The 14,319-nt window shown below is 56.4% G+C and carries 13 protein-coding genes; 11 read left to right on the forward strand and 2 right to left on the reverse strand.

All coding sequences use genetic code 11. The annotated features are described in order from the left end of the window. The first annotated feature begins 19 nt into the window (after positions 1-19). Genes I6I71_RS06120 through I6I71_RS06130 form a run of 3 tightly spaced genes read left to right on the forward strand, consistent with a single transcriptional unit; the run spans position 20 to position 6,017 of the window. A complete protein-coding gene (locus I6I71_RS06120) occupies positions 20-1,615 on the forward strand; it encodes a type I restriction-modification system subunit M (RefSeq protein ID WP_201819429.1) in 1,596 nt (531 codons plus the stop codon). Then, on the forward strand, positions 1,608-2,765 hold the full coding sequence (locus I6I71_RS06125; RefSeq protein ID WP_201819431.1) for a restriction endonuclease subunit S: 1,158 nt from the start codon (positions 1,608-1,610) through the stop codon (positions 2,763-2,765). The genes I6I71_RS06120 and I6I71_RS06125 overlap by 8 nt, the downstream gene beginning before the upstream one ends. 6 nt (positions 2,766-2,771) lie before the next feature. Continuing rightward, complete coding sequence (locus I6I71_RS06130; protein ID WP_201819433.1) at positions 2,772-6,017, forward strand: type I restriction endonuclease subunit R; 3,246 nt, start codon at positions 2,772-2,774, stop codon at positions 6,015-6,017. Between the two features lie 5 nt (positions 6,018-6,022). Here the strand turns inward: I6I71_RS06130 and I6I71_RS06135 are convergent, their stop codons facing one another. Next, the gene (locus tag I6I71_RS06135) at positions 6,023-6,343 is read right to left on the reverse strand and encodes a hypothetical protein (protein WP_201819436.1); all 321 of its coding nucleotides are present in this window, start codon (positions 6,341-6,343) and stop codon (positions 6,023-6,025) included. 118 nt (positions 6,344-6,461) lie between these two features. After that, positions 6,462-7,595: a ThiF family adenylyltransferase gene (locus tag I6I71_RS06140; RefSeq protein ID WP_201819439.1), complete on the reverse strand. Its 1,134-nt coding sequence runs from the start codon at positions 7,593-7,595 to the stop codon at positions 6,462-6,464. Positions 7,596-7,957: 362 nt separating this feature from the next. On the opposite strand from I6I71_RS06140, the gene I6I71_RS06145 reads away from it, so the two are divergent. The 8 genes from I6I71_RS06145 (at position 7,958) to I6I71_RS06180 (ending at position 14,308) form a co-directional block, all read left to right on the forward strand. Beyond that, entirely contained in the window at positions 7,958-9,121 is a 1,164-nt protein-coding gene (locus tag I6I71_RS06145; RefSeq protein WP_201819440.1) for a DMT family transporter, read from the forward strand. Between the two features lie 61 nt (positions 9,122-9,182). Continuing rightward, positions 9,183-9,485, forward strand: a complete 303-nt coding sequence (locus I6I71_RS06150) for an urease subunit gamma (RefSeq protein WP_052205171.1) — start codon at positions 9,183-9,185, stop codon at positions 9,483-9,485. Positions 9,486-9,499: 14 nt separating this feature from the next. After that, positions 9,500-9,811, forward strand: coding sequence for an urease subunit beta (locus I6I71_RS06155; protein ID WP_052205170.1), 312 nt, complete (start codon positions 9,500-9,502; stop codon positions 9,809-9,811). Positions 9,812-9,845: 34 nt separating this feature from the next. Then, positions 9,846-11,558, forward strand: coding sequence for an urease subunit alpha (gene ureC, locus I6I71_RS06160; protein WP_070496108.1), 1,713 nt, complete (start codon positions 9,846-9,848; stop codon positions 11,556-11,558). Between the two features lie 78 nt (positions 11,559-11,636). Continuing rightward, the gene (locus I6I71_RS06165) at positions 11,637-12,104 is read left to right on the forward strand and encodes an urease accessory protein UreE (RefSeq protein WP_052205168.1); all 468 of its coding nucleotides are present in this window, start codon (positions 11,637-11,639) and stop codon (positions 12,102-12,104) included. Continuing rightward, positions 12,085-12,804, forward strand: coding sequence for an urease accessory protein UreF (locus tag I6I71_RS06170; RefSeq protein WP_201819442.1), 720 nt, complete (start codon positions 12,085-12,087; stop codon positions 12,802-12,804). Before I6I71_RS06165 ends, I6I71_RS06170 begins: the two co-directional genes overlap by 20 nt. Positions 12,805-12,825: 21 nt before the next feature. After that, positions 12,826-13,440 carry an urease accessory protein UreG gene (gene ureG / locus I6I71_RS06175; protein ID WP_052205166.1) on the forward strand — a complete coding sequence of 205 codons (615 nt, stop codon included), beginning with the start codon at positions 12,826-12,828 and terminating at the stop codon, positions 13,438-13,440. A 1-nt stretch (position 13,441) separates the two neighbouring features. Beyond that, a complete protein-coding gene (locus I6I71_RS06180) occupies positions 13,442-14,308 on the forward strand; it encodes an urease accessory protein UreD (RefSeq protein ID WP_201819461.1) in 867 nt (288 codons plus the stop codon). Positions 14,309-14,319 lie beyond the last annotated feature (11 nt).

Genomic DNA, 14,319 nt, shown 5'->3' on the forward strand with positions numbered 1-14,319 from the left:
AATTTTGAGGGAACCAGGTATGGCGGATATTGAAAAAGAAGTAGCGGAGAACGCACCAGCAACAGATGGTGCAGAACAGCGTGCTGAACTGCATAAAACAATTTGGAAGATTGCCAATGATCTCCGTGGTTCTGTAGATGGCTGGGATTTCAAGAGCTACGTGCTCAACATGCTGTTCTACCGCTTCGTCTCTGAGAACCTCACGGCCTACCTCAATGCTGAGGATCCCGATCTTGATTACGCCAACCTCTCGGATGAGGACGCGGAGTACGGGCGCGGGGGAGTAGTCAAGGACAAGGGCTTCTTCATTCCACCGTCGCAGCTTTTTGAAAACGTTCAGGCGAAGGCTCAAAACGACCCCAATCTGAATGAGACCATCGAGCAGGTCTTCCGCAACATCGAAACCAGTGCGGTGGGCACGGACTCGGAAGGTGACTTCAAGGGTCTCTTCGATGATTTCCAGGTCAACTCCACCAAGCTCGGTGCGACTGTAGCGGAGCGAAACAAGAAGCTTGCTCAGCTTCTCGACGCTGTGGCGGCCCTGCCACTCGGCAGCTTCGAAGACAACAGCATTGATCTGTTCGGTGATGCATATGAGTTCCTCATGCAGATGTACGCATCGAACGCGGGCAAGTCCGGTGGTGAGTTCTTTACACCTCAGGAAGTCTCCGAACTCCTTGCGAGGATTGCAGCATCCGGTAAGAAAAGCGTTCGCCAGGTGTATGACCCTGCGTGTGGTTCCGGCTCCTTGCTGCTGAAGTTTGCAAAGGTCCTGGGCAAGGAGAACGTTGGCGGGTTCTACGGGCAAGAGATCAACATCACCACGTACAACCTCGCACGCATGAACATGTTCCTGCACGATATCGGGTTTGAAGCCTTTGATATCAAGCGTGGGGATACGCTTATCAATCCGCTGCACGATGACATTGAGCCGTTCGACGCCATCGTGTCCAACCCGCCGTACTCAATCCGTTGGGAGGGTGCGGACGACCCAGTGCTGATTAATGATGATCGCTATTCGCCCGCCGGTGTGCTCGCCCCGAAATCCAAGGCGGATCTCGCGTTCACCATGCACATGCTGTCGTACCTTGACGTTGACGGCACTGCGGCCATTGTTCAATTCCCAGGCGCAATGTATCGCGGGGGAGTGGAGAAGAAGATCCGTGAGTACCTCATCAAAAACAACTTCGTCCAAGCGGTCATTCAGCTTCCCGCAGATCTGTTCTTCGGTACCACGATTGCTACTTGCATCCTCGTACTGAAGAGGTCCAAGGAAGACAGCTCCATCCTGTTTGTAGACGCTTCGAAGCACTTCAAGCGCGTAGGCAAAAACAACAAGCTTTTCCCCGAGCATCAGGACGCGATCCTCAAACTCTACGAAGACCGTGAAGAGGTTGAGTACGAGACAGCGCTGGTTTCCAACGAAGATGTGCTTGATAACGACTCCAACTTGTCGGTCAACTCTTACGTTGCCCGTGAAGAAGTGCGTGAAGTTATTGATGTAAAGGCACTCAACGAAGAGCTGTGTCAGATCGTTGCCCGCCAACAGGTCCTGCGTGAGTCCATCGATGAGATCGTGGCCGACCTCGAAGGCGAGGTGGACGCAGATGAGTAGTGTCAATGATCTGATTCGAGAGCTGTGTCCCGATGGGGTGGATGCTATATCCCTTGGCGAAGCTGAGTCTTGTGGGATGGTCACCATGGGCAGAGGGAAAGTCATTTCTAAGCAAACGCTCGAAGAATCTCCGGGGAATTACCCTGTCTACTCATCTTCCGCGGCCGGAACGGGCGAGTTCGGGCGCTATGGAGAGTTCATGTTCGAGGACGAACGGATTACCTGGTCTATCGATGGTGGAGGAAAATTCTTTTACCGTCCTGAGCATCGGTATTCAGTAACAAACGTGAGTGGTTGGATGACCTCTGATTCGACCGTGTTGTCACTGAAATTCCTGTACCAATCTCTTATCTCTCAGTGGGAGCGTGAGGAGTTTGATTACACCCGCAAAGCTCACCCTTCGGTTATCCGGGAGGTATACACAATCCCCCTCCCTCCTCTTGAAGTCCAAAAGGAGATCGTGCGGATTCTCGACCAGTTCGCGGAGCTAGACCGCGAGCTGGAGCAGGAGATCGCGGGACGTACTGCTCAGTTCGATCGTCTCCGTGAAGATCTACTTTCAGACGAAAACTATCCGCCAGTTCCAGTGGGCAATCTCGCAGCTCGAGTTTCAACCGGTGCTACCCCCAAAGCAAGTGAAGCACGGTATTACCAGGGCGGGGATATTCCTTGGTTGAGGACCGGCGAGGTGAATTTTGGAGAGATTTGGGAGACGGAAAAACTCATTACGCAAACCGCTCTCGATGAAACTAATGTTTCCTGGATCGCAGAGAATTGCGTCGTAGTAGCTATTTCTGGTGCTACCGCAGGACGTGTAGCGGTCAACAAGATACCGATGACCACAAATCAGCACTGCTGCAACATGCAGATTGATCCTGAGATGGCTAATTATCGGTTTGTCTTTCATGCCCTCGCATCTTCCTATGAGGAAATGAAAGCTCAGGGAAGGGGAGCTCGTGGTGACCTCAATATCTCTCTTATTAAAGGGTTTCCCATCCCACTCCCACCGCTCGAAGTCCAAGAAGAAATCGCTAACAAACTCGACACCTTCACCGAGTACGTCGACAATCTCAAGCGCGAGCGTGAGCTGCGTCAGAAGCAGTACGAGTACTACCGTGATCAACTACTCGATTTCCCGGTGAAGGAGTAACTGAAAATGGCACAGTTTTCTAACCCGTCTCGCTCCTTTTCGTCTCGTCCGCAACACGAATACTTCGATCCTGTTGCTGTGACGGACACATCAACGGTCATCGCTAGCTACGTAGCTGATGGGAAGAGTGCCACGGGGTATCAGTCCGAGGCTGATCTTGAAGATGCTTTTATCAACCAGCTCACCAACCAGGCCTATGAACACGCTGATATTCGTACTGCCGAAGCGATGCGTGACAATCTTCGTCAGAAGCTGGAAGAACTCAACGAGTACAGCTTCACCGACTCGGAATGGGACACCTTCTACCGTGCGGAGATCGCCAACCCGTCGGCTGGCATCGTGGAAAAGACCCGCACGATGCAAGTTGACCATGAGAAGAACCTGATCCGCGAGGACGGCACGACCAAAAACATCCGGTTGATTGACAAAACGAACATCTACCGGAACTCCCTGCAGGTGATTAACCAGTACGCCACGAAGGGAAGCGACAAAGGCAACCGGTCGAACCGCTATGACGTGACCGTACTGGTAAACGGCCTTCCGCTCGTGCATGTTGAGCTGAAACGCCGGGGTGTGGCTATCCGTGAAGCCTTCAACCAGATTGACCGCTATCAGCGGGACTCATTCTGGGCTGATGAAGGACTGTTCCAATACGTCCAACTGTTCATCATCTCCAACGGCACGCAGACCAAGTACTACTCCAACACCACCCGTGATCTCCACGTGAAGGAAGTAGCGGGCAAGAATAACCCACGGCGGAACAAGAGGAAGACCTCCAACTCTTTTGAGTTCACGTCCTGGTGGGCGGATGCAAGCAATAAGCCGATCATGGATCTGATCGCGTTTGCAAAGACGTTCATGTCCAAGCACACACTTTTGTCCGTGCTGACGAAGTACTGCATTTTCACCGTTGATGAGTTGTTGCTGGTCATGCGTCCGTACCAGATCGCGGCAGCCGAACGGATTCTCAACCGCATCGAACGATCTGTTCTGAATAAGCAGCTTGGGACAATCAATGCGGGTGGCTACATCTGGCACACCACTGGTTCAGGCAAAACGCTGACCTCGTTCAAGACTGCCCAGCTCGCAACTGAGATGGAGTCAGTGGACAAGGTGATCTTTGTAGTGGACCGCAAGGATCTGGATTATCAGACAATCCGTGAGTACGACCGGTTTGAAAAGGGCGCAGCGAACTCGAATACGTCCACGCGCATTCTCACCCAGCAGCTCTCCACACCTGAGGAGTTGATGGCTGAGATTGAGCAGCGCGAGCGCGAGAAGCTCTCCACAAAAAGGATTGATATTTCCCGTGCGGACTCAAAGATCGTGATCACCACGATCCAAAAAATGAGCCATTTTATTGCCGGTAACGATAAGCGCGAGATCTACAACAGACACGTGGTGTTCATCTTCGATGAGTGCCACCGCTCCCAGTTCGGCAGTATGCACACGGCGATTAAGAAGAAGTTCAAGAAAGCGAATTTCTTTGGCTTTACCGGCACGCCAATCTTTGAACAGAACAAGGTTGGCTCCAACCCGAATCTGCAGACAACCGCGCAAGCCTTCGGGGACTTGCTCCACTCGTACACGATTGTGGACGCTATCCGGGATAAGAACGTCTTGCCGTTCCGTGTGGAGTACAACGAGCTTGCTCCTGTGGATCCGGATCCGCATTCCACGATTGAGCAGCGGATGGCAGAGTTGCTCGCGCCGGGACGCGTGGAAGCGATTACCAGCTACATTTTGGAGCACTTCGACCAGAAAACGAAGCGTGATCTGGGCCAGAGCTATATCCACAAGATTGTGACCAACGTGGAGCAGTCAGTCCGCAAACGTGGCGCATCTGAAGCCACGAAGGCGGACAAGACCGTGCGCGGGTTCAACGCGCTGTTCGCCACCGACTCGATTCCGGCTGCGCGGACCTATTACGAGGAGTTTGCTCGGCAACAAGAAAACCTGCCACCGGCACAGCGGTTGAAGGTGGCAACGATCTTCTCCTCCCAATCAAATCCGAACAGTGACGTGGACATCATTGAGGATGAAGACTTCGATACCACCAAGCTCTCCGTGGATAACCTGGAGTTTTTGGCGGGCGCGGTTGCGGATTACAACGAGATGTTCGCGACCAACTATGACGCGTATGATCCCGAATCCTTTGAGAACTACTACAAGGATCTTTCCCAGCGGATTAAGAACCGCGAGGTAGACCTTGTCATTGTGGTGAACATGCTCCTGACCGGGTTTGACGCGACCACGCTCAATACCTTGTTCGTGGACAAGAACCTGCGCATGCACGGTCTGATTCAGGCGTACTCACGCACAAACCGCATCCTCAACTCGGTGAAGACCTACGGCAACATCGTCTGCTTCCGCGACTTGGATGAGAACACGAACGAGGCGCTGGAGCTCTTCGGTAACGCCGACAATGCAGCGCAGGTAGCAATCCTTGCACCGTTTAAGGATTTCTACCGCGAGTACCAGCGCAAGGTGGAGGACTTGAAGGAGTTCTACCCAGCGGGTGAGCTGATTGCATCTGAGAAGGCTCAAGTTGGGTTTGTGAAACTCTATGGTGAGATTCTCAAACTGGAGAACATTCTGACCTCCTTTGATGAGTTCAAGGACAAGCAGCTTATTACCGAGCGTGAGTCGCAAGACTACAAGTCGATGTACCTGGACCTGCACGATGAGTTCAAGGCCAAGCGTGATGCCGAGCGCGTGGTCGATGGCTCTGGCGTTGAAGAGCCGGAAGATGATCAGCTGGTTTTTGAGATTGAGCTGGTCAAGCAGGTTGAGATCAACGTGGACTACATCGTCATGTTGGTTGATGACTTCCGTGCGAAGCAGGGAGAGGGCGACGAAGCTGGTGCGGAAGAAACCCGTGCGATCATCGGACGTAGCCTCGATTCCTCCCCGACGTTGCGTGGCAAGAAGGACCTCTTCGAGGACTTCTTGGACTCCGAGGATGGTGCGAACGCATCGGGCGATACCGATGAGCGTTGGGAACAGTTTGTGGCAGTGCGTCGTGATCAGGAGCTCAATGAACTGATCAAGGCTGAGAAGCTCAAGCCTGAGCTCACCTACGCGTTCGTGGAGGAAGCACTGCAGACAGGCGTGGTGCCTACCTCCGGTACCGCGATGACGAAGCTTCTGCCTGCTACCTCAAGGTTTGGGCGGCAAGCCAACCATGATGAGGTCCGTGCCCGCGTGGGCAAGAAACTGGCCGACTTCGTGGAGCGCTTCAAGATGATGTAGGGGAGTTAACGGGCCCCGAACAGCACCTGGTTCTGCGCGCCGGCCTGGATCAGTGCCAGGCGGGCAATGTCGAGCACGTACAGCGTGCCGGAAAGGCCCGGGATCACGGTTGCCTGCCCGTAGGAGCGGATCTGGAACGGCTGCAGGCGCTCCGGCTCCTGGCCAAAGCCCTGGTTCCAGCACTTCTTGCCAACAAAGCGGTCCTGGATGGCAATCGCCGGGATCAGGTGCTGCGGCGGATTGCACTCCGGCTGGGATTCGCGTGCGCGCTGGGACACGCAGAGGGTTTCGTGGGTGGAGTCGAACTGGGTGAGCTCACAACGCACCGAGCCATCCGCGTTGGCAAAGCCTCGGCTGCCAGTGGCTGCTGCGGACGGTGCAAGAGCGCCTACAGGGTGGCAGCGGCAACGGCTGCCGTGAACACTGGTGTGATACGCATAACATTTAGGGTAAAGCCCAGCGGTTAGCCCCGCCAGGTAAAGAATGCAGCTGCAGCCCGTATTTGGACGCTTGACCTGCGTATTGCTCAACAAAATTTGTTGAGCGTTTGCCCGATGCGCAGTAGACGATGACCTCGCCAGGAGGCAGCGAAGCAAAGACTTCCTCCGCCGCATTACTGTCCTGCGCCACCTGGCTCATGGGGAGGTTCTGGCCGGGATGCGCAATATCGCTAAGCACCTTCTCGTGTGGCTCACGCACATCCAACGCCACCGCCTCGCCGCGGGCCAACAGGTCCAGCAGCTCCTGGCCGTCGTTGCTGGGAAGGGCACACGAAGCGTCGTAAACCCCGAAGCCCTCAACGAGCACACGCGCCGGGTCGCGAGAAACGTTGAACTGGCGGATGGTGGCGCTCAAGGCGTCGTACATGTGCAGCCGTCCCGGGGTCACAGGGGCAAGGCCGGTGAGGAACTTCACCGCCTCCGTTGCCATAAGCCCGCCCACCACACTCGTGGTTACGCCAAGCACACCCGCGGTTGCGCAATCCGGCACGCTATCCGCATCCGGCTGGGCAGGGTAGAGGTCCCGCATGCCCACACCATCATCTGGCGCGCCGGGGCCAGACCACCACAAGGCAACATCGCCGCGGTAGCGCAGCACGGACCCCCACATCAGCGGGGTACCGGTGATCTCTGCGGCGTCGGCGGCGAGGAATTTGGTTTGGAAGGTATCGGAGCCGTCGATAAGCAGATCAATGCCCTCAAGCGCCTGGATGAAGTTGTCCTCCGTCAGTCGCTCCTTGTTTGCATGCACGGTGATGTGGGGCTGGATTGCTTGAATGCGCTTCGCGGCAACCTCCACCTTCGCCTTGCCCACATCATCGGCGTCAAACAGGATCTGGCGGTGGATGTTGGAAAGAGCAACCGTGTCATCGTCATGCATCGTGATGTTGCCAACGCCAGTGGCCGCAAGTGTTTGCATAATTGGGCAGCCAAGCCCGCCGGCGCCGATGACCAGCACGTGCGCGTTGTGCAGGCGCTGCTGTTGCTCGGGGCCAAAACCGGGCAGGTTCATCTGCCGGGCAGTGCGCTCAAGTTCCTCGCGGGGGAGTGTTAGCTGGAAATCGGGTGTATTGCTCACTTGCACCAATGTACGGCCTCTGTCAATTGTGCTCTGGTTGTGCTTTGGTGACGTTTTAGTTGGAAGGGCAAACCTTTGAACTCTAGATGGTCAACCGACCAATTGATCAATTGGTTAATTGAATCTATTAAGTTGGAAAGTTTTGGGTCCATAATGAGATTATCTAAGGCCCTGGCCATTGCATTTGTGTTGCCTGTCGAGTTCCGCATCCCCCTAAACGGGGGATAGGGATTGTGAATCAGTTTATAGATTATACCTTTTAACGTGAGTTTTAATACTGAATTGATGCAGGTTTATGAATATTATGCGTTGTGACAAATTTCGCACGTCACGGGCACTTTTTCTGTCCTAGGGTGAAAAGCATGTCAAACACTTCTCCTAACAGCGCAGCTGGCGTGGCAACGGCCTCGCCGGTCAAGCCCGTGTCACACGGCAGCGCTCTTGCCGTCCTGGCTCTGGGTACGGCCTTCCTTGCGGCGACACCGCTGCAGGTGAAGGCAGCGAACATGGACCCGGCTACCCAGGCTTTCCTCCGTGTCTTTATTGGTTTCCTGATTCTTCTACCCTTCGCTATCTGGGAGATGAAGAAGAAGGAAAAGCTGAGCAAGCAGGCCGTCATTCTCTCGCTGGTCTCTGGCGTGTTCCTGGGTATTGACTTCACTGCGTGGAACTACTCCATCTTCTACATTGGCGCTGGTGTGGCAGCGGTTCTTCTGAACCTGCAGGTCATCATTGTGCCGATGCTTGCGGCAATCTTTGATAAGTACAAGATTCCGCCAGTGTTCCTCGTGCTTGTGCCAATCATGGCTGTTGGTGTGTTGCTGACCGGTGGCGTGTTTGAAGGCTCTGCTGAGGCAACCGGCCCGGAAACCATCTACGGTGTGAAGACCGCAGTTCTGGGTACCGCGTTCGGCCTGACCTCCGGTATTTGCTACTCCTTCTACCTGTACTTCTCCCGCAAGGCGGGCACCTCGGCACGCAAGGACCTCTACGTCCAGCCGATGATGTACACGGCTATCACCCAGATGATCGCCCCGGTTTTGGTGGCATTCACCTTCTCTCCGCGTGGCGGCTTCGACTTCACCCACGGTGTGCTGGTTGACGGCGTCCTGCCGTCGGTGAACCCGGAGACCACCCTGGGTGACCCGCTAACCGCTGGCAACTGGATCGCACTGATCACCCTGGCAGTCTTCGGTCAGGCACTTGCATGGACCATGGTCCAGTACGGCTCCGTCTGGCTCGACCCGACGCTGTCTGCTGGCATCCTGCTGCTGTCCCCGGTTACCTCCGTCATCATTGCAGCGCCGCTGTTCGGTGAAATTCCGTCCATGCTGCAGATCATCGGTGTCCTGATGATTCTGGCAACGGTGGCCTACCAAAACGGCCTGTTTGCCCTCATACTTGGCAGAAAGAAGAAGCCAGATGAGGAGAACCCCGACGAAACTCTCTCGGAACAACTACAAAGGGAGGGGCTAGCACCTGGCCACTCACCGGAGGAAGTTCCGGAGAATCCGAAAAAGCTGTAACTAAACCAAGGCCCTAAGCGGGAACACTTCCCGCGGGGCCCATAACCATAAGGAGCAGTCAATGCATCTGACTAAGCGTGAACAGGAAAAGCTTCTCATTGTGGTCGCCGCTGACGTGGCTCGCCGCCGCAAGGAGCGTGGCCTGAAGCTCAACCACCCAGAGGCCGTAGCACTTATTTCGGACTTCTTGCTTGAGGGCGCTCGTGACGGCAAGACCGTGGCGCAGCTGATGAGTGAGGGTGTTGAGGTTCTCAGCCGCGAAGACGTCATGGAGGGCGTGCCCGAGATGATCTCTGACGTTCAGGTTGAGGCAACTTTCCCTGACGGCACCAAGCTTGTTACCGTCCACAACCCGATCCGCTAAGAGGAGTGACAAATATGATTCCTGGCGAGTACTTCATTTCTGACAATGGCCCGCTGACCATTAATGAGGGCCGCGAGGCTCTGACCCTCGAGGTAACCAACCGAGGGGATCGCCCCGTGCAGGTCGGCTCCCACTTCCACTTCGCTGAGGCAAACGCCTCCCTGGAGTTTGACCGCGAAGCTGCAAAGGGCAAGCGCCTCGACATCCCTGCTGGCACCGCTGTGCGCCTTGAGCCCGGCGATAGCCGCACCGTCAACCTGATTGACTTTGGTGGAAGCCGTGAGGTGTACGGCTTCAACAGCAAGGTCAATGGGAAGCTCGACTAGTCCACCCAATCTCTTTCAAGAAAGGCATTAGACAATGGCATTTGAGATGGAGCGTCGACAGTACGCTGAGCTCTACGGCCCGACTACCGGCGATGGTATTCGCCTGGCCGATACCGACCTCGTGGCACGCGTTGAGAAGGACCTGACCCACTACGGTGAAGAGGTCACCTTCGGTGGCGGCAAGGTTATCCGTGACGGCATGGGCCAGAACAGCCGCACGATGGGCGACGAGCAGATTCCGGACGTTGTTATCACCGGCGCGACCGTGATTGACTACACCGGCATTTACGTTGCTGACATTGCAATCAAGGATGGCAAGATTGCCAAGATCGGTGCTGCCGGTAACCCGGACGTGCAGGACGACATTGACATTGTCGTTGGCGTTGGCACCGAGGTTATTGCAGGCCAGGGTCGTATTGTGACCGCTGGTGCTGTGGATACCCACATTCACTACATTTCCCCTGAGCAGGCAGAGGTTGCTCTGGACAACGGCACCACCACCCTGGTCGGTGGCGGCGTTGGCCCGGCTGAGTCCTCCAACGCAACCACGGTGACCTCCGGTGCGGCCAACATCACCCGCATGATCGAGGCAACCCGTGACTTCCCGGTCAACGTTGGCTTCCTGGGCAAGGGCCACGCATCTGACGCGAACCCGCTGCGTGAGCAGATCCGCGCTGGTGCAATCGGCCTGAAGATCCACGAGGACTGGGGTGCAACTGCTAACTCCATCGACACCGCACTGACCGTTGCGGATGAGCTGGACATTCAGATTGCAATCCACACCGACACCCTGAACGAGGGCGGCTTTGTGGACAACACCCTGGCTGCAATCGGTGACCGCGTAATCCACACCTTCCACACCGAGGGTGCTGGCGGCGGCCACGCACCGGACATCATCGAGGCAGCTGGCCTGCCGAACGTGCTGCCGGCGTCGACCAACCCGACCCTGCCGTACACGGTGAACACCCTGGATGAGCACCTTGACATGATCATGGTGTGCCACCACCTCAACCCGGACCTGCCGGAGGACGTGGCATTCGCTGACTCCCGCATCCGCCGCGAGACCATCGCAGCTGAGGACGTCCTGCACGACATGGGCGCACTGTCCATCACCTCTTCTGACTCCCAGGCAATGGGCCGCGTCGGTGAGGTTGTACTGCGCACCTGGCAGGTTGCTCACCGCATGAAGGAGCAGTTCGGTCCGCTGGAGGGTGATACCCAGGACAACGACAACAACCGCATCAAGCGCTACGTTGCCAAGTACACCATTAACCCGGCTATTGCCGCTGGTATTGGCCATGCTGTTGGTTCCGTTGAGGAAGGCAAGATTGCTGACCTGGTTATCTGGGAGCCGGCATACTTCGGTGTCAAGCCGTACCTGGTACTCAAGAGCGGTTTCATCGTTCGTGCCCTGATGGGTGACTCCAACGCATCGATCCCGACCCCGCAGCCGCGCACCATGCGCAACATGTTCGGCGCATACGGCCACGCTGCTGCACGCACCTCGGTTACCTTCTTGCCGACGGTTGCGATCGAGGCCGGCGTACCGGACACCCTGAACATTGGCCGCAAGTTTGTCGAGGCGAAGAACATGCGCAACATCTCCAAGAAGGACATGAAGCACAATGACGCCACGCCAGACATTAAGGTGGACCCGGAGACCTACGTTCTGTCCGTGGACGGCAAGGAGATCACCTCTGAGCCGGCCGAGGTTCTACCGATGGCGCAGCGCTACTTCCTGTTCTAGTCAGTAGCACGTCATTCAAACCCTGAAAGCGGAGAGGCCTTGGCCACTCCGCTCTCGCTATTTATGAAGGAGAGCACAATGATTGTCACCGAACTTCGTGGCAACATTCGGGACGCGGGCGAAGGCGCCCGTGTTGCAGACCGGGTGGTGTTTGACAATGAAAGCCGACTCAAGCGCATCCAGCGCGTCACCACCGCCGGTGGGGTGGAGATGGGCTTGCAGCTGGATAAGTCCGTGCGTGAGCTGGAAGATGGCGACATCCTGGCTGAAACCGAAAACGGCTACGTCATCGCAGAGATGGCTCCGCTGGACGTGCTGGTGATCGCTCCGAAGACCATTGAAGAGGCGCTGGAAGTGGCTCACTCCTTGGGTAACCGCCACCTGCAGGCGCAGTTCTTTGGCAAGGACAGCCAGTTCAACGCTGAGGTAATGGTTGTGCGCTATGACCACACGGTTGAACACCACCTGGATCACATGTCCGTGGACTACCACCGCGGTGACTACGTCATGCCGAAGGCTTTCCGTCATGCAGAACACACCCACTAACGCGCGTGCGAATCTGGTGGTGTGGCACATCACCGATTCCGCTCTCCCTACAGGCGCGTTCGCACACTCCGCAGGGTTAGAGACCTACATCCAGCGTGATGAGGTTCATGACCCAGAGAGCTACCTGCGCTGGCTGGTTGGCTACCTACACCAGGCCACCTACGGTGAAGCCCTGGCGGTGCTTTTGGCGGTGCGCTTGCAAGCTGCCAACCTGGAGCAGGAGCAGGCAATCGTTGCGCTGCGTGAGTTGGATGAGATTTGCCACGCAACGCAGACCCCGCAGGAGCTGCGTGCATCCATGCAGGCAATGGGCAAGCGTATGGCCAAGGTTGCCAAGATTATGGACGCTGACAATGCGCTGGTTGACGCCTACGACGCCGGCCTGCGCAAGCGCGAGTTCTTTGGCAACCCCGGCATTGCCGCTGGTCTGGTGTTGGGCGCCGCCGGGGTGGATGAACACACCGCGGTATCGGCATACTTGATGCAGATGGCTAACTCGATGACGCAAAACGCCATCCGTGCCATCCCGCTCGGCCAAGACGCTGGACAGCGGATCCTGATTGATGTGTACGAGTATCTGCCGAAGTTTGCGGAGGAGACTCTGGCACACGACGTGACTGATCTCGGTGTGTCCTTCCCGCGGCTTGAGATCGCGCAGATGGAACATCAGTACATGCGCTCGCGCATGTTCATGTCTTAAAACGAAAGGAATTGAAACATTATGACCACTATCAAGGTTGGCATCGGCGGGCCGGTTGGCTCCGGCAAGACCCAGCTGATTGAGCGCATCACCCGTGCGCTCGACGGTGAGGTTTCCATGGCCGCTATTACCAATGACATTTACACCACCGAGGATGCGAAGATCCTTGCGCGCGAAGGCATTTTGCCGAAGGACCGCATTATCGGTGTTGAGACCGGTGGCTGCCCGCACACCGCGATTCGTGAGGACACCTCGATGAACGAGGCCGCCTACGAGGAGCTTATTGAGCGCCACCCGGACCTGGAGCTGGTGTTCGTGGAGTCCGGCGGCGACAACCTGTCTGCTACCTTCTCCCCGGAGCTGGTGGATTTCTCCATCTACATCATTGACGTAGCCCAGGGCGAGAAGATCCCGCGCAAGGCGGGCCAGGGCATGATCAAGTCTGACCTGTTTGTGATTAACAAGACGGACCTGGCTCCGTACGTTGGCGCCAACCTGCAGGTCATGGCTGATGATTCGAAGCAGTTCCGTGGGGATAAGCCGTTTGTGCTGACCAACCTCAAGACTGATGAGGGCCTGGATGAAGTACTGCAGTGGATCCGCCGTGACGTCCTGATGCAGGACATCAAGGGCTAGTATGTGGTCCATTTCGCCAGAACGCTTCAACAAAGCTCCCGGCACGGATTTCACCGGCACCCTTGATCTGGGGATCGCTGTGAGCGGTGGCCGTTCTGTAGCCACCAAGCAGTACCACGACGGTGCGTTGAAGATCATCCGCCCGCACTACCTCGATGACAGCGGGCAGGTCTACTACATCACCGTCAACCCCGGCGGAGGATACGTGGGAGGAGACTCCTACGATATTGCCGTCAGCGTTGCTGATGGTGCCTCAGTGCTACTGACAGACCAGTCAGCAACCAAGGTGTACCGCACCCCAGGCTCGCATGTGACCCAACATCTGCACTTCAAGGTAGGTGCGGGCGCTGTGCTGGAGTACATTCCGGATCAGCTGATCCTGTACCGTGACGCGGACTACCGCCAGCACATGACGGTTGAGGTAGATCCTGAAGGCCACGTGTTCCTTTCAGACATTGTCACCCCAGGCTGGTCTCCTGATAAGGAGATGTTCCGCTACCGTCAGGCGCACCTGCGCTCAACAGTGCGCGTAGGGGACAAGCTGGCCTTGGTAGACAACATGCGGATCCAGCCGTTGGAAGAGCGTGAGGAGATTGCTTCTCCAACGTTTTTGGGAGAAAACACCCACTTTTCCACCGCCATCTGCTTCGACCCGCAGGTGGATGAGGACCTGATTGCTCAGGTCCGTGACGCCATCAGTGACGTCGAGGGTGTGCAAGCATCCGTCACCCCAACGGATGTGCCTGGGTTCGTGCTGCGTGGTGTGGCTAACCGCACCGAGCACCTCATGGAAGTGGTGCTTCGCGCAGCCAACGTGGTTCGCTCCGAGCTGCGTAGCCAAGGCAAGGTGCACCTGCGCCAGTACTAAATCCAGTACGA

Source organism: Corynebacterium riegelii, assembly GCF_016728505.1.
GTDB classification, from domain to species: domain Bacteria; phylum Actinomycetota; class Actinomycetes; order Mycobacteriales; family Mycobacteriaceae; genus Corynebacterium; species Corynebacterium riegelii.